Genomic DNA, 15,229 nt, shown 5'->3' with positions numbered 1-15,229 from the left:
TCCCCCTCAGACGTTCTCTTCGCGGGCCAGCGTTCCCACGAACTCGCTCGAGAACCCTTCGAGCTCTGCCCGCACGAGCGCCAGCTGCGCGGCGAAGTAGTTGTAGGCGATGACGGCGGGAATGGCCACGGCCAGCCCAGCCACGGTGGTTATCAGGGCCTCGCCGACCCCGGGTGCGACCGCCATGATGTTGCTGCCGCCGGCTCCCGCGATCCCGAGAAAGACGTTCGTGATGCCGATCACCGTACCCATGAGGCCGAGAAGCGGCGAGACCGATCCCACTATCGCGAGCCAGTGCAGCCCGTTACCGAGTTCGTCAAGCTCTTCGCCTTCTGCCTTTTCCAGGATGAGCCGCAACGCCTCCAGTTGGACGAGAGAGATGCCGCCGCGACCGTTCCCGAATCCGTCGGCAACGTGAAGATCCTTGAGGAACTCCATGCCCTGTTTGAACACCCGCGCGTAGGGAGAACTCCGAATCGCGCGTATCATCCGATAGGCCTCGTCGAGATTCGTTGCCTTTTCGATCCTCTCGATGAAGGCGTCGGCCTGGTGGCGCACCTTGGCGAACCTGCGCCACCGGCTGATTATGAGGTAGAGCGAGCAGAGCGAGGCGACGGCCAGAACGCCCAGAACGATCCTCGTCGGCAGAGTGCCCGACGTGATCATCCCGATGACGTTGGTCGGAGCGCGGGTCTGGAGGAGGAGCGGTGTCGTCATCTCAGCGAGTCCCAGGTCCTGGCGAGCCCGTCTTCGAGCCTGGTTCCGGGGCTCCAGCCCAACTCCCTGAGTCGCCCGGCGTCGAGAACGCTCCGGCGCAGTTCGCCCGGGCGTTCGGGCGCGTAGACGCGGGTCACCCGTTTGCCGGCGACCCGTTCGATGGCGTCGGCCAGCCCGTTCACGCTCGTGGCAGCTCCAGTGCCCACGTTATAGGCCCGCGACGTGGGTTCGGGCGCATGAGACCGAGGATTCCGTAACCGTGGCGGCGTTCCGCGTTCAAGCGGCAGCGCGCCTCGTGAGAGAAGGAGATTGGCCTCCACGACATCGCTAACGTGGACGAAATCCCGTTCTTGACAGCCGTCTCCGATGATCGTCAGACTCCGTCCCTGGGCCAGGCACCCGCAGAAGATTGCGATTACACCTGCCTCGCCGCGGGGGTCCTGACGCTCGCCGTAGACGTTGGCGTAGCGGAGCGAGATCACCTCGAGAGCGGCGGTGCGCGCGAAGTGTTCCAGGTAGAGCTCACCGGCCAGCTTGGCTATGCCGTACGGAGCCTTGGGATTCCTTGGGTCGTTCTCTAAAGCGGGCCGAGACGCTTCTCCGTAGATCGCGCCGCCCGAGCTCGCGAAGATAAGGCGCTCGACCCCGGTGGCGGCGGCCTGCTCGCCGACGTTGATGACCCCGAGCACGTTGGTCCGGGCGTCGGAGGCGGGATCGAGAACCGAGACACGGATGTCCGCTTGCGCGGCGTGGTGGCTTACGACTCGGAAGCGCCCCTCCCTCATCAGCTCGGCTACGGCTTCGCGATCGCCCACGTCGATCTCTACCAGTCGAGCCTCGGAGGGCACGTTTTCCGCGCGGCCGGAGCTGAGATCGTCGGCGACCCAGACCTCCCAGCCTTCGGCCAGATAGGCGTCCGCCAGATGGCTGCCTATGAATCCCGCGCCCCCGGTGACGAGCACGCGACCCGGGGCGGGCCTCGTCGTGTCTTCCGCCCCGGAACCGGCCTTCATCTTCGATACCCCTCGTCGGATCCCTCGGCGACGAAGTGGGCCGGTTCGATCATCACCGACCGCCAGGCGGCGCAACCGATGACGATGTGATCCATGACGGGAATGCCGATCAGGCGACCCGCCTCGACCAGACGTTCGGTCACGAGCCTGTCTTCGTCGGAAGGCTGCGGATCGCCGGAGGGATGGTTGTGCACGAGGATGACGGCCGCGGCGCCCGCGACGATCGCGGGCCTGAAGACCTCGCGCGGATGGACGAGCGAGGCGTCGAGCGTGCCTCGGGTGATGAGGTGGTCGCTGAGAGCACGGTTGCGGGCGTTGAGGAGCAGGGCGTGGAACTCCTCTTGCAGGGAGTCCCCCAGGCGGACGCCGAAGCGTCGGTAGACGTCGGCGCCGCTGCGGATGTACTCGGCGGCGGCGCCTGGTTCCGAAACCGCTCGTCTGCCGAGCTCGGTCGCGGCGAGGATTCTGGACGAATTCGCTTCCCCGAGGCCGGGCAGTCTCTTCAGGTCGGCGAGGTCGAGCGCGGCGAGTCTGCGAGCGGAACCCGAGACGGTCTTGCTCAGATTTCTGCCGATGTCGATGGCCGATGAGCCGCCGGAGCCGCTGCCGATTAGGATGGCGATTAGTTCGGAAAGGCCCAGGGCGCGCGGTCCCAGCTCTGCAAGTCTGTCTCTCGGCTGTTCGCGGTTCATGTTCGCTCGTGTGGATGTTCCAGTCCGGGTGAAACACCCAAGGTCGCGAACGCTCCCCGATTTGGGGATGGTGAAACGGGACACTCCGACAAGAGAGGAACCGCCCGCTCCGAACCGCAGCGCGCGACGGACCTTCACGAGTCCGGTGTCCTGGGGCGCTGCGCTCGCCACGGGCGCAGATAGCGCGGCTCCCAGGAAGCCGGCGGCACGGGCTCGAGCGGGGCGTGGGGGGAGGTCCCGGTCGTCCCGCCCCCGTCGAGCTCGAGGAAGCGCAGAAGACCGTCGACCGAGGGAACTCCCGCCGGCGGCGGGAGCACCTCGAAGCCGGCCTCGGCGACAAGGTCGGCGTGCCTGAGGGCCCCGTCGCCGCAGAAGCGGGCCTCCCGAGGTGGGGGCCTCCGTAGCGCTTCTCTCACGGTACCGGCGTGGGGCGGAATCAGCCAACGTCGCTCGATTTCCGAGAAGCATCCTCCGAAGACCCGGTCCTTCCTGGCGTCGAAGAGGACGTAGCGGGCGGCCCGGGCGCCGGTGCAGCCGAGCGCCGCCGCGGCCAGGCTTGAAACGGGCCAGAGTCGGGCATCCAGCGCTCGCGCCAACCCCTTGGCGGTCGCGGCGGCAACCCGCAGCCCCGTGAAGGACCCCGGCCCTTCGCCCACCACTATGTCGGTGACCTCCGGCATTTCGATTCCGGCCTCCGCGAGCACGCGGGCCATCGTCGGCAGGAGGCGCGAGCCATGGCTCCTCGCTTCCAGCTCCGCGCGGCCCGCCATCCTGCCGTCGAGCGCGACACCGACGGCCCCGACCGGGCCTGAGATGTCGAAGAGGATCGCTCGACTGCCGGGCAGCGTCGCACCGCCGCAGGAGGTTTTGTCCACGGCTTCTAGAGACCGGCGAGCTCCGGCGGGCTTCCGGTCCGCTCGACCGTCACCCTCCGGGCTCCTTCCGCGTCGCCGACCGAGATGAGCTCGATGCTCCAGTGGTCCGCAGGCATCAGGCCGGCGGCTCCTTCGGGCCACTCCAGAAGAACGATCTCGTGGTCGCGCCCCAGCTCCTCCCATCCCAGCTCCCACAGATCGTCGGGCGACTCGACCCGGTAGAGATCCAGGTGGACGAGCTCGGCGCCCTCCGCGGTCGGGTAGCGGTGCACGATACTGAAGGTCGGGGACGGCATCTTGGCGCTCACTCCCAGCCCTGTGCCCAGCGCCCGGGCGAGCACGCTCTTCCCGGCGCCGATCCGACCCTGGAGAGCGATGAAGTGAGGCGGCTCGACAAGGTACCCGAGTTCTCGTCCCCAGGCCTCCAGCTCGTCCTGACCCAACGGGTCGGAAGGCAAGCACGATCGATAGAGGCCCAGCCGCTCGATTATCCCGGCTACGCCCGGTACCACACCGCCAAGATCCCCCGAGGCCGCACGTGCCGCCCGGACCGATCGCGAAGACAGATCGATGGGTTGGAACGGTACGTGCACGGACCGCACGTGGAGTTCGCCGAACCGCGAACCCGGGCCGGTGGCCGATCTCAGCCGCGTGAGGCGCGAGTTCCTCGGCACGGCGGCGATGTCGGCGAGAACCGCGATCTCCTCCGCTCCCCGCCACGTGTGGAGGGCGTCGAGCTGATCGTAGCCCAGAATCAGGAACATCTCTTCGACGGACATGCTTGCGCGCAACTGCCGGAGAGTGTCGACCGTGTACGAAGGTCCGGCTCGGACCATCTCGACATCGCTCACGGTGAAGCGCTCTTCGCCGGCAACTGCTGCCCTGGTCATCTCCAGCCGAACCTCGGCCGGGCTCACCACCTCCACCGACTTGTGCGGCGGCGTCCCGTTCGGGATCCAGATGACCTTGTCGAGTTCCAATGAGCGGACGCAGGCGCGGGCGGCGGCCAGGTGACCAAGGTGCGGAGGATCGAAGGTGCCGCCGAAGACACCGACTCTGCTCACTTCGCTTAGACCGCCGGGAAGCCTCAGCAGCCCGCGACGAAACTCGCACGAGCGCCGAGAGCGGCGAAGCGCCGCGCGGGCAAGGCGCGATGAGGGACGGATAGCACCGCTATTCGCCCGAGGAGCAACACCGAGCGCAGCGTCCGGAGCGAATGCAGCGGCGCGCTGCCCTGGGAGGCTTGGCCACGGACTGTCAGGGCACGTCCGACCGAATGCGTCCGCCGTTCCCCCGGAGCTCCTTCGCGGACTCGGACTCCGGATAGTCCCGCAGCAGGCGGGCCAGCGCCTCTTCCGCTTCCTCCTCGTACCCGATCTCAATATTGGAACGGTAGATGCCCGCGAGGGCAAGGGGGGCGAAGTCCGTGTCGGAGAAGAGTCGCAGCGTCGACTCGTAGTAGAGGATCGCCGAGTCCCAGAGCCCGCGTCGGAAGTAGAAGTCGGCGGTGGCGTACTCCTTTTCGGCCAGTCGCAGCCGCATGTTGTTGGCGAGCTGCGCCGCTTCGGCCGCCTCCGGCGTGCCGGGGTAGTCGAGCACCGAGTTGCGGCAGGTCAGGATCGCGTCCTGCGTGTAGCTCTGGTCCCTGGGTACCTCGGGCGAGAGCGAACTCAACGAACGGCAGACCCCGAGAGCGGCTTTGGCGGCGTCGGGGTGCCCGGAGTGGCGGTCGAGGAAGCGGACGTATTCGGCCCTCGCGGTCAGGAACTCGCGGGCTCCGAAGTGGGCGTCCGCGAGCAGCAGTCTGGCCCGGGGCAGTTGGTCCCAGTCGCCGTAGGTGAGGACGAGACGATCGAGCGCACGGATCGCGTTGTCGAACTCCCCGGCAGCGTACTCGGCCTCGGCGGTGGCGAAGAGGTCCTCCACGGGGAGTCCGATGTAGGGATCCGGGGCGCTTGAACACGCCGCGATCAGGACGAGGCCCGAAAGGAGGGCGGGAGGTCTGCGGGAAATGGACATGGGACTTCGTGATACACTCATTCCCGTTCTCCAGGTCCGAACTCGCACACCCCCGAAAGCCCGTGCTCGACAGGCGCGAATCATCGGGATCGGTGCGTGTCCGGCAGCTCGGCCGCCCGTGACCGAACCTGCACGAGCACCGAACGCGCCGCCCAGCGCGGATGCAGCGTCGCGCTGCCGTAGGAGGCTTGGTCCACGGGCCGTCATGGACTGCGGGGAGGCCTGTTCCGGGACTCGGGCCTCAGTGGCACCTGCCGATCAGATCGGCGATCCCGGCGCCACCGAAGCGGACCCGGTCGTATGCGGCCCGCGCTCGCGAACCCAATGAGCCGCCGGGGTCCAGTTCCATCACCATCGCGAACGCCGCCATGGCCGCGTCGCACCGCCTGAGCTCCGAGAGCAGATTTCCCTTTTCGAACCACACCTCCGCCAGCCGGTTGCGCGGCTCCCCGACCTCGGTGACCCTGTCGAGCAACCTGAGCGCCTCCTCCAGATCGCTGTCGGAGCCTTCCTCCGCAGCTATCTCCTGCGCCCGTGCGAAGGCGCAGTTGCCGATGAACCAGTCGACCTCGTCGCGTTCCCTGCTTCCCACCATCTCTCTGAATTGCTCGAAGTAGGCAAGAGCGTTGCGGCAATCGCCGATCTCCTCGTGCGCCCTGCCCACCTCGAAGACGATCTCGGGAACCGAGTCGGTCGAGCCCGCGATCGCCATGTGGTAGAACGGGAGCGCCATCCCGTACTCGCCGCTGGCATAGTAGTGGCGGGCCAGGTCGAGAGGCGGCGGGCCGATCCCCAACCCGGGACGGATCTTCAACGCGGCGTCGACCGCTCGCGCCATGGCGTAGGTGTCGGCGCTCTCCATGGCTTCGGTGGCGATTCGCATGAGATCCGCGACGGCCTGATCGCTTAGGGAGGGCCGCAATTCGACGAGTCGCTCGTACTCGCGCGCCGCCTGGTCCGCCCTCCCGGAGGCGGCGTAGGTGTGGGCGAGTCGGAGCATGAGGTCGATGTCGGACCCGCCCGCCTGGGTAAGGGCAAGACGGTACTCGGCCAGAGCTTCCTCGAAATCGCCCTTTGCGAACGCGAGATCCCCGCGCACGGTCGAGTCGATCTCCGCGTCCGGCGGGACACAAGCCGCGAACGCCAGGAGGCCCGCCAGCAAGCCGTGGACGATCCCGCACGAGCGCCGAGAACGGCGCGGCGCGACGCTCGACGGGGGAAGCGTCCGGGACAGCCCGCCGAGCGTCATCACGGCTCGCTCGTTCCCGTGCGTCCGTAGCTGTCGTCAAGCCGCACGAGGTCGTCGAGCTGGGGTGTGGAGGCTTCGAAGAGATCGACGTCGGTCTCGGCGACCATCCGGTGGATCGTCCCCGGAGGCAATCGGATGGCCTCACCTGGTCGCATGGTTCTGGTCCGGAGGTCTTCCATCGACTCGCCGAAGGTCACGGTCACGACGCCCGAGTGTACGAAAATGGTTTCGTCCTTCGTCTCGTGATACTGCAGAGAGAGCGCCTGCCCGGCTCGTACGTGCAGATGCTTGCCCACGTAGTCGGAAGTTTCGGCCCAGATCAGCTCGTAACCCCAGGGCTTGTCCACCCTGCGCACTCCCGTCCCGGACTTCATCGTCGTTCCGGTTCCCACCCGGCGAGCCCTCCCGTGGATGCTCCCGTGCGAGCCCCGCCCTCGTAGCCGGCGGCGATCTGCGCGCGGAAGTGGGAGATGGTTCTGCCCAGCCCCTTCCGGAGATCGACCTTCGGCTCCCATCCGAGGACCCTTCTGGCGAGCGAAATGTCGGGGCAGCGCACCTTGGGGTCGTCGTCGGGGAGCGGCAGGGCGGTGACCCCGGCCGTCGAGCCCACCAGCTCGGCCACGGCGGTCGCGATCTCGCGCACCGTCATCTCCGCCGGGTTTCCGATGTTCACCGGTCCCGCGTAATCGGAACGGAAGAGCCGGTAGATGCCCTCGACGCCGTCGCTCACGTAGCAGAGCGAACGCGTCTGGGAGCCGTCGCCGAAAATGGTGAGCGGCTGGCCCGAGAGCGCTTGGAAGATGAAGTTCGATACCACGCGCCCGTCGTGAGGACGCAGGCGGGGACCGTACATGTTGAAGATGCGGGCGATGCGGGTGTCGAGCCCCTCGCTGCGCCGCCAGGCCATGGTGAGCGCCTCGGCGAAGCGCTTGGCCTCGTCGTAGCAGCCTCGCACACCGATCGGATTCACAGAGCCCCAGTAGCCTTCGGGCTGCGGATGGACCGTCGGATCTCCGTAGACCTCGGAGGTGGAAGCCAGGAGGAAGCGGGCGCCCTTGCGGTCGGCGAGCGCAAGCGCATTTCCGGTGCCGACGCTTCCCGTCTCCAGCGTCTCGACCGGGGCGTCGAGATAGTCACGAGGGGAAGCGCGCGAAGCGAAGTGCAGGACGCCGTCGAGCTGGCCGTCGACCTCGACCTCCGAGCGCACGTCTCCGGAGACGAACGTGAAGCCGGGATAGCCTTCCAGAAGACTCACGTTCTCGACCGCTCCGGTGACGATCGAGTCGAGCCCGATCACGGAGTGACCGTCAACAAGAAATCGCTCAGCCAGATGCGAGCCCAGAAAGCCTGCGGCGCCGGTTACCAGAACTCGCATATCAGTGCCGGACCTCGGGAGCGACCCGCAGCCTGCCGACGCAGGAGTAGTCGAAGCCCCTCTTCGCCATCGACCCAGGGTCGTAAAGGTTGCGACCGTCGATCACGAAAGGCTTGGCCATGAGCTCCTTCATGCGTCTGAAGTCCGGGCTGCGATACGGCAGCCACTCCGTGTGGATCAGCAGGGCCTCGGCATCATCCAGAACCTGATACTGGTCCTCCATGAAGGAAAGCTCGGGCCTCTCGCCGAAGATGCGTCGGGCCTCGTTCATCGCGACGGGGTCGTGGGCGCTTGTCCGGGCTCCCGCTTCGACCAGCCCCCTGAGGGTGACCAGGCTGGGAGCCTCGCGCATGTCGTCGGTCTCGGGCTTGAAGGAGAGTCCCCACACGGCGATCCGTCTGCCCTCCAATTCTCCGTAGCGGGCGCGGAGCCGCCTGAGCGGAAGCCTCTTCTGGCGCTCGTTCACCTGGGTGACTCCGCGCAGGATGGAGTCGTCTATGCCCTTCTCCTCCAAGGTGCGGGAGAGCGCCTCGACGTCCTTCGGGAAGCACGACCCGCCGTAGCCGACCCCCGGGAAAAGGAAGGACGGGCCGATACGCCTGTCGGTTCCCACGGCCGCCCGTACCTCCGCGACATCCGCACCCACCGCATCGCAGAGAGTGGCGACGGAGTTCATGAACGAGATGCGGGTGGCGAGCATGGCGTTGGCGGCGTACTTCGCGATCTCGGCCGAGGCGACGCTCATGACCAAAATGGGGGCGCCGGTGCGTATGAAGGGCTGGTAAAGCCTGCGCAGAGCCTCGACCGCGACCTCGGAATCGGCTCCGATCACGACCCGGTCGGGACGTACGAAGTCGTTGACGGCCGTGCCCTCCTTGAGGAACTCCGGATTCGAGCAGATGTGCACCGGCCACTCGGAGCGGCCCTCGATCTCGGTGCGCACAAGTTCGGACGTTCCCACCGGAACCGTGCTCTTGGTGACAACGATCCTCTCGCCGTCCATCGAAGCGCCGATGACCCGCGCCACGTCGAGGACGTTGCCCAGATCGGCCTCTCCCCCCCCTCCGGGGGGCGTCGACACGGCTATGAATATCACTCGGGAACGGCGCACCGCGTCGGGTACGTCGGTGGTGAAGCTCAATCTGCCGGCGGCGAGATTGGTGCGCACGATCGCCTCCAGCCCGGGCTCCCAGATGGGAATCTCGCCCTGGTTCAGTCGTCTGACCTTTGCGGCGTCCACGTCGGCGCAGATGACGGAGTGGCCCGAATCCGAAAGGCAAGCGCCCACCACCAGTCCCACATATCCGCTCCCGATCACCGAGACCTTCATCGGACCGCTTGCGCATTGGCTTTCCTCGCGTCCGAGGCCTCGATCTCGAGGATGCGGTCACGAATCCTGGCCGCACGCTCGAAATCGAGTTCGCCGGCGGCGTCGGCCATCTCCTGCTTCATGGTCGCTATCAGCTCTCCGATGTCGGCTCCGTCCCAGCCCTCCTCCGAGTCCGCTAACGCCATAGGAGCGGTTGCGGCATCCGCGACGCGCGTCGAAAACTCGATCTCCTCCATCGACTTGCGTACGGTCACCGGGACGATGCCGTGTTCCAGATTGTGGGCGCGCTGGATGCGTCGCCGGCGATTGGTTTCCGTGATACACCGCTTCATCGATTCGGTGACGGTATCCGCGTAGAGTATCGCCCTGGAATCGGCGTTGCGGGCCGCTCTGCCGATGGTCTGGATGAGCGAGCGGGCGTCGCGCAGGAATCCTTCCTTGTCGGCGTCGAGTATGGCAACCAGCGAGACCTCGGGAAGATCGAGCCCTTCCCGCAGCAGATTGATGCCGACGAGCACGTCGATGTGGCCCAGCCGCAATTTGCGCAGAATCCCGGTGCGCTCGATGGTCTTCACCTCCGAGTGCATGTAGCGCACCTTCACTCCGACCGATTGCAGATACTCGGAAAGATCTTCCGCCATCCGCTTGGTCAGGGTGGTGACCAGGACCCGCTCCGATCTTCGTTCCCGCTCGCGGATCTCGGCAAGCAGGTCGTCCACCTGTCCCTGCACCGGCCTCACTTCGACCTCCGGATCCACGAGTCCCGTAGGACGGATGATCTGCTCGACCGCCCCCCCGGCCCTTGCCAGCTCCCAGTCGCCGGGCGTGGCCGAAACGTAGATTACCTTAGGCACGAGCGCCTCCCATTCCTCGAATTTAAGCGGGCGGTTGTCGAGAGCCGAGGGAAGTCGAAAGCCGTGTTCAACAAGGGTGCGCTTGCGCGAACGGTCGCCGCGATACATTCCGTGTATCTGGGGCAGGCTGACGTGGGACTCGTCGACCACGGTAAGGTGATCCGCCGGAAAGTAGTCGATCAGACAGGCCGGCCGTTCCCCCGGCCGGCGACGGCTGGTGTAGAGCGAATAGTTCTCGATCCCCGGGCAGGTACCGATCTCGAGCATCATCTCGAGGTCGAAATTCGTGCGCTGCTCGAGTCGCTGGGCCTCGAGCAGGAGGTTGTGGCTGCGGAAGTGTTCGAGCTGGTCCTCAAGCTCCCTGCGGATCGGAGGCGCCATCTCTTCGAGCGTGCTGCGCTCCGTCACGTAGTGGCTGGCCGGGTAGATGGCGGTGCGCTCGAGTTCCGCGACGGTATCGCCGGTAAGCGGATCGAAACGAGTGATGCGGTCCACTTCGTCGCCCCAAAGCTCGACGCGTACCCCCTGCTCCTCGTAGGAAGGGAAGATCTCGACGGTGTCGCCACGCACCCTGAAATTGCCTCGTTCGAACAGGTAGTCGTTGCGCCGATACTGGATGTCGACGAGTCCCTGGAGGATGTCGCGCCTCCGCTTCCGTTGCCCGGTCGAGAGATGGAGCATCAGCTTGCGGTAGTCGACCGGGTTGCCGAGTCCGTAGATGCACGAGACCGACGCTACCACGATCACGTCCTCCCGCTCCACCAGAGACGATGTGGCACGCAGACGGAGGCGCTCGATGTCCTCGTTTATCGAAGCGTCCTTCTCTATGTAGGTGTCTGTGGAGGGGAGGTAGGCCTCGGGCTGGTAGTAGTCGTAGTAGGAGATGAAGTACTCGACGGCGTTGTGCGGGAAGAGGGCCTTGAGTTCGCCGTAGAGCTGAGCCGCGAGAGTCTTGTTGTGCGACATCACGAGCGTGGGGCGCCCGTACTGCGCGATCACGTTGGCGATGGTAAAGGTCTTGCCGGTGCCGGTCGCGCCGAGGAGAACCTGGTCGCGGGCGCCGCGAACAAGTCCGTCCCCGAGAGCCCGGATGGCCTCGGGCTGGTCGCCCGCCGGTTCAAAGTCGGATACCAGCCGGAAGTCAGTCAACGCTTGTGAGGGGTGTCCTAGCGGTATCCATTGGTCTGGAAGCGTTCTGGCGGTCGGCGGGGAGTTTGCCGGAAACAGTTGCATGAACGGCCCGCCGACTCCCCTGGTGTCGGGCACATGCCCTTCGGACGGGGCAGGTCAGACGCAGACACAGAACGCTTCGAGTGGCGGATCGTCTTCCAGAACGGCTTCCAGGGTCGGCCATGCCCTTCCGCCCACCGACGACGCTGAACGGCTGGAACGGCAGACCGGCGAAGAGGACGTCGTGGTCCGGCACCAGATCGGCGTTTTCGATGTCAGTGAGCGCTCGCCCAGCTCGGCACCCGTCCCGGTCATCTCGCTGGTGGTCATCGGCTGCCTCCGTCCCTTATGGAGAGGAAACAGGTCTTCGGCTGCCTCCGTTCCGTCACGGAAAGGAAACAGGTCTTCGGCTGGCGGTCAAGGTTCCCTTCGGGGTTCACCGGAGGGTCCGTTGGGAGGTCCGATGGCCGGCACGGTTCGCCTGCACGACCGCCCCGACGAGCCCCGAGCCGGACCGCCCATCCCGCCCGGGGGTATGCCGGTTCCATGATCAGAGCAGCAGCCAAAGCCCTTCTGGGCTCCAGACATAAGCGGGAAGCCAAGAAGCTCGAGCCTCTCGTCGGGCGGATAAACGAGCTGGCCGATGAGCTGACAGGGCTTTCGGACGACGAGCTGAAGAGCAGGACCGACTATTTCCGGGAGGTCATAAGCTCCCGGGTCGAAGACCTGCGCACCGAGATCGCCGAACTGCGCGAGCGCAAGCGAGTCTCCAAGGACGGATCGGAACGGGAGTCGCTCTCCATGAGCATCTCCGATCTGGAGTCGGAACTGAACAAGGCGATCGAGCGGGTTCTCGAGGAGATCCTTCCCGAGGCCTTCGCCGTGGTGAAGGATGCCTGCCGACGCCTCATGGGTAGGGAGTTCGTCGTCACCGGCCAGAAGCTCGTGTGGGACATGATTCCCTACGACGTTCAGCTCGTGGGCGCCATCGCCCTCCACCGGGGCAAAGTGGCGGAGATGGCCACCGGAGAAGGCAAGACCTTGGTCGCCACCATGCCGCTCTACCTGAACGCCCTAACCGGCCGGGGCGTGCACCTGGTCACCGTGAACTCGTATCTCGCTCAGCGCGACGCCGAATGGATGGGTGCCGTATTCGGTTTCCTGGGCGTGTCGGTCGACGTCATCGACCTGCACCGACCGGGCTCTCCGGAACGTCGCGCGGCCTACCGGGCGGACATCACCTACGGCACCAACAACGAATTCGGGTTCGACTATCTGCGCGACAACATGGTGCACGCTCTCGAGCAGAGAGTGCAGGGCGAGCATGCCTACGCGATTATCGACGAGGTGGACTCGATCCTGATCGACGAGGCGCGCACGCCACTGATCATCTCGGGACCGGTGGGCCGCGACACCTCGACTCCCTTCAAGCAGTACAACCCGATCGTCGCTTCGCTGTACCGCAAGCAGCTCCGGGTCGCGAATCAGATGGTGGCCGAAGCCCAGGCGCAGCTCGAGAGCGGGGAGGAACGCGAGGCCGGCGAAAAGCTGCTCGCCGTCAAGCGCGGCACGCCGCGCCACCGCAAGCTCATGAAGATGTTCGCGGAGGATCCCTCCGTTCAGGTCATGGTCTCCAAGGTCGAGTCGGATTTCATTCGCGACAAGCGACTCCACGAGATCGACGAGCTCCTCTACTTCGCCATGGACGAGAAAGGGCATTCGGTCCACCTCTCGGATCGTGGTCTGGACGAGCTCTCGCCCGACGATCCGGACGCCTTCACCGCTCCCGACCTCTCGGCCGAACTCGGCGAGATGGAGCGCGACCACGGACTTTCGGTCGAGGAGAAGCGCGAGCGGCTGACCGAGGTCGAGGCCGAGTACGCAGCCAAGAGCGAACGCATCCACGTCATCCATCAACTGCTCAAGGCCCACACCCTCTACCACCGCGACGAGAAGTACATCATCGGCGAGAACGGCGAGGTCGTGATCGTCGACGAGTTCACCGGCAGACAGATGCCGGGAAGGCGATGGTCGGACGGGCTGCACCAGGCGGTTGAGGCCAAGGAGGGCGTCGAGATCCGCGGGGAGACCCAGACTCTCGCCACGATCACTATCCAGAACTACTTCCGGATGTACGGCAAGCTGGCCGGAATGACCGGGACCGCCGAGACCGAGGAAAACGAGTTCCACGAGATCTACGGTCTCGACGTCTTCGTTATCCCTACCAACCGCCCCATAGTCCGCGACGACTGCGACGACCTCATCTTCCGCACCAAGCGGGAGAAGTACAACGCGATCATGGACGAGATCGAGCGGCTCAACCGCATGGAGCTGCCGGTCCTCATCGGAACGACGAACGTCGATATCTCGGAGACCTTCTCGCGCATGCTCAAGCGGCGCGGCATCCGTCATCAGGTGCTCAACGCCAAGCACCACAAGAGCGAGTCCGAGATCGTGGCCAACGCCGGGCTTCCTGGGGCCGTCACCATCGCCACCAACATGGCCGGACGCGGAACCGACATCAAACTGGGCGAGGGCGTGCGCGAGGCACGCACCCTGGGGTGGCTGAAGGAGCGGGGCGTCTCGCTCGAGGACGCCCTCCCGATCGATCCGGTGAAGGCTTCGAAGATCAACGCCCACAACGACGACGACGTGGTCGAATTCGGCGGCCTGCACATCGTCGGGTCCGAACGCCACGACTCGCGCCGCATCGACCGGCAGCTTCGGGGTCGAGCAGGACGCCAGGGAGATCCGGGAGCGTCGCAGTTCTATCTCTCCCTGGAAGACAACCTCATGCGTCTCTTCGCCTCAGATCGCGTCGCGGGAGTGATGGACCGTTTCGGCGTCCAGGAGGGAGAGGTCATTACCGCCGGTCTGGTCACCAAGGCGATCGAACGGGCGCAGAAGAAGGTCGAGGTCAACAACTTCGAGGCTCGCAAGCGACTGCTCGATTACGACGACGTCATGAATCAGCAGCGCGAGGTCATTTACGATCTCCGCCTCTTCGCCTTGGAAGGTGGCGAGGACCTCAAGGGCGAGATGCTCGACATGATAGAGCACTCCACGAGGACGACGATCGAAGAGTACGCGCCCGCGTCCGCCGGTGCCGAGGACTGGGAGCTGTTCGGCCTGCGCCAGAAGCTCGTTCTCGACTACATGACCCTCGTTCCCATGCTCCCCGCGAGCAGGGACGACGAGTTTCCGGAGCTCGGCCGCGACGAATTGGAGGAGGCCGTGGTAGGTCACCTTCACGAGGCCTTCGACCGCAAGCTGGAGTCGTTGGGCGAGCACCGGGAGAAGGTGGCGAGCTTCATCATGCTTTCGGTGATCGACGAGAAATGGAAGGAGCACCTCTACGACCTCGATCACCTCCGGTCATCTATCGGATTTCGAGGTTGGGGTCAGAAGGATCCTCTCGTCGAGTACAAGAAGGAAGCCTACTCGACCTTCGTCGACCTGATGGCGGACCTGCGCAAATCGGTGGCGAGCGTCTTCTTCCGGGCGCAGCTCGCGCCCGCACCGACCCAGGCCGGGCGGGCGGGCGCCGCGAGCGGACGGACGGTGACCCAGGGAACCGGGGTCGGAAGGAGAGTCACGTCCTCCGGCGGCAGGAGGACCGCCGCCGGCAGACCCGGCCAACCCCGACGGGCCGCTGCGGTCCCCAGGGCCGGCGTGGCCGCTGCGGCGGGGGCGGGCAACGTCGGCGGACCGGGCGCCGGGTTGGGAGCCGTCGGCACCCCGGGCCGGGGCCTGGCCGCCATTCCCGGACTCACGGCCAGCGAGGCGGGCCCCGATCCTGCGACGCTGTCGACGAACCGGGCAGGAACGGCGCGACGTCCGGTGGTCGCGGAGCGCCGGCCCGGTCGCAACTCCCCATGCGAATGCGGGAGTGGAAAGAAGTACAAGAAGTGCTGCGGGAGGTGACCGGCCGGTAG

General features: G+C 66.0%; 13 protein-coding genes. 1 reads left to right on the top strand and 12 read right to left on the bottom strand.

The annotated features are described in order from the left end of the window. Nucleotides 1-6 precede the first annotated feature (6 nt). The 12 genes from J4G12_06915 to J4G12_06860 all read right to left on the bottom strand — a co-directional run bounded on the left by J4G12_06915 (nt 7) and on the right by J4G12_06860 (nt 11,568). Entirely contained in the window at nt 7-717 is a 711-nt protein-coding gene (locus J4G12_06915; GenBank protein ID MCE2455539.1) for a MotA/TolQ/ExbB proton channel family protein, read from the bottom strand. Further along, nucleotides 714-1,730, bottom strand: coding sequence for an NAD-dependent epimerase/dehydratase family protein (locus tag J4G12_06910; GenBank protein ID MCE2455538.1), 1,017 nt, complete (start codon nt 1,728-1,730; stop codon nt 714-716). Before J4G12_06910 ends, J4G12_06915 begins: the two co-directional genes overlap by 4 nt. After that, nucleotides 1,727-2,422, bottom strand: coding sequence for a DNA repair protein RadC (gene radC / locus J4G12_06905; protein ID MCE2455537.1), 696 nt, complete (start codon nt 2,420-2,422; stop codon nt 1,727-1,729). The genes J4G12_06910 and radC overlap by 4 nt, the downstream gene beginning before the upstream one ends. A gap of 134 nt (nt 2,423-2,556) precedes the next feature. Then, complete coding sequence (gene tsaB / locus J4G12_06900; GenBank protein ID MCE2455536.1) at nt 2,557-3,297, bottom strand: tRNA (adenosine(37)-N6)-threonylcarbamoyltransferase complex dimerization subunit type 1 TsaB; 741 nt, start codon at nt 3,295-3,297, stop codon at nt 2,557-2,559. Nucleotides 3,298-3,302: 5 nt separating this feature from the next. Continuing rightward, a complete protein-coding gene (gene nadD / locus J4G12_06895) occupies nt 3,303-4,361 on the bottom strand; it encodes a nicotinate-nucleotide adenylyltransferase (GenBank protein ID MCE2455535.1) in 1,059 nt (352 codons plus the stop codon). A gap of 193 nt (nt 4,362-4,554) precedes the next feature. Then, nucleotides 4,555-5,316 carry an outer membrane protein assembly factor BamD gene (bamD, locus tag J4G12_06890; GenBank protein ID MCE2455534.1) on the bottom strand — a complete coding sequence of 254 codons (762 nt, stop codon included), beginning with the start codon at nt 5,314-5,316 and terminating at the stop codon, nt 4,555-4,557. 241 nt (nt 5,317-5,557) lie between these two features. Beyond that, a complete protein-coding gene (locus J4G12_06885) occupies nt 5,558-6,565 on the bottom strand; it encodes a tetratricopeptide repeat protein (protein ID MCE2455533.1) in 1,008 nt (335 codons plus the stop codon). Beyond that, nucleotides 6,565-6,939: a cupin domain-containing protein gene (locus tag J4G12_06880; GenBank protein ID MCE2455532.1), complete on the bottom strand. Its 375-nt coding sequence runs from the start codon at nt 6,937-6,939 to the stop codon at nt 6,565-6,567. The genes J4G12_06885 and J4G12_06880 overlap by 1 nt, the downstream gene beginning before the upstream one ends. Next, nucleotides 6,936-7,940: an SDR family oxidoreductase gene (locus tag J4G12_06875; GenBank protein ID MCE2455531.1), complete on the bottom strand. Its 1,005-nt coding sequence runs from the start codon at nt 7,938-7,940 to the stop codon at nt 6,936-6,938. The genes J4G12_06880 and J4G12_06875 overlap by 4 nt, the downstream gene beginning before the upstream one ends. A gap of 1 nt (nt 7,941) precedes the next feature. After that, entirely contained in the window at nt 7,942-9,270 is a 1,329-nt protein-coding gene (locus J4G12_06870) for a UDP-glucose/GDP-mannose dehydrogenase family protein (protein MCE2455530.1), read from the bottom strand. Beyond that, nucleotides 9,267-11,357 (bottom strand): excinuclease ABC subunit UvrB, encoded by a 2,091-nt coding sequence (gene uvrB / locus J4G12_06865; protein MCE2455529.1) that lies wholly within the window; start codon nt 11,355-11,357, stop codon nt 9,267-9,269. Before uvrB ends, J4G12_06870 begins: the two co-directional genes overlap by 4 nt. Further along, nucleotides 11,266-11,568 (bottom strand): DNA cytosine methyltransferase, encoded by a 303-nt coding sequence (locus J4G12_06860; protein MCE2455528.1) that lies wholly within the window; start codon nt 11,566-11,568, stop codon nt 11,266-11,268. The genes uvrB and J4G12_06860 overlap by 92 nt, the downstream gene beginning before the upstream one ends. Nucleotides 11,569-11,840: 272 nt before the next feature. On the opposite strand from J4G12_06860, the gene secA reads away from it, so the two are divergent. Continuing rightward, nucleotides 11,841-15,218: a preprotein translocase subunit SecA gene (secA, locus tag J4G12_06855; protein MCE2455527.1), complete on the top strand. Its 3,378-nt coding sequence runs from the start codon at nt 11,841-11,843 to the stop codon at nt 15,216-15,218. The last annotated feature ends 11 nt before the right edge of the window (nt 15,219-15,229 follow it).

It is taken from the genome of Gemmatimonadota bacterium, from assembly GCA_021295815.1.
Taxonomy (GTDB): Bacteria; Gemmatimonadota; Gemmatimonadetes; order Longimicrobiales; family Gaopeijiaceae; genus JAGWBQ01.
This window is presented reverse-complemented; position numbering and strand designations above follow the sequence as displayed.

Bases quoted from the DNA above. Each gene is read 5' to 3' on its own strand.
- radC (MCE2455537.1), bottom strand. From the start codon at position 2,422: ATGAACCGCGAACAGCCGAGAGACAGACTTGCAGAGCTGGGACCGCGC.
- J4G12_06910 (MCE2455538.1), bottom strand. From the start codon at position 1,730: ATGAAGGCCGGTTCCGGGGCGGAAGACACGACGAGGCCCGCCCCGGGT.
- J4G12_06880 (MCE2455532.1), bottom strand. From the start codon at position 6,939: ATGAAGTCCGGGACGGGAGTGCGCAGGGTGGACAAGCCCTGGGGTTAC.
- J4G12_06885 (MCE2455533.1), bottom strand. From the start codon at position 6,565: ATGACGCTCGGCGGGCTGTCCCGGACGCTTCCCCCGTCGAGCGTCGCG.
- J4G12_06875 (MCE2455531.1), bottom strand. From the start codon at position 7,940: ATGCGAGTTCTGGTAACCGGCGCCGCAGGCTTTCTGGGCTCGCATCTG.
- bamD (MCE2455534.1), bottom strand. From the start codon at position 5,316: ATGTCCATTTCCCGCAGACCTCCCGCCCTCCTTTCGGGCCTCGTCCTG.
- J4G12_06915 (MCE2455539.1), bottom strand. From the start codon at position 717: ATGACGACACCGCTCCTCCTCCAGACCCGCGCTCCGACCAACGTCATC.
- J4G12_06870 (MCE2455530.1), bottom strand. From the start codon at position 9,270: ATGAAGGTCTCGGTGATCGGGAGCGGATATGTGGGACTGGTGGTGGGC.
- uvrB (MCE2455529.1), bottom strand. From the start codon at position 11,357: ATGCAACTGTTTCCGGCAAACTCCCCGCCGACCGCCAGAACGCTTCCA.
- secA (MCE2455527.1), top strand. From the start codon at position 11,841: ATGATCAGAGCAGCAGCCAAAGCCCTTCTGGGCTCCAGACATAAGCGG.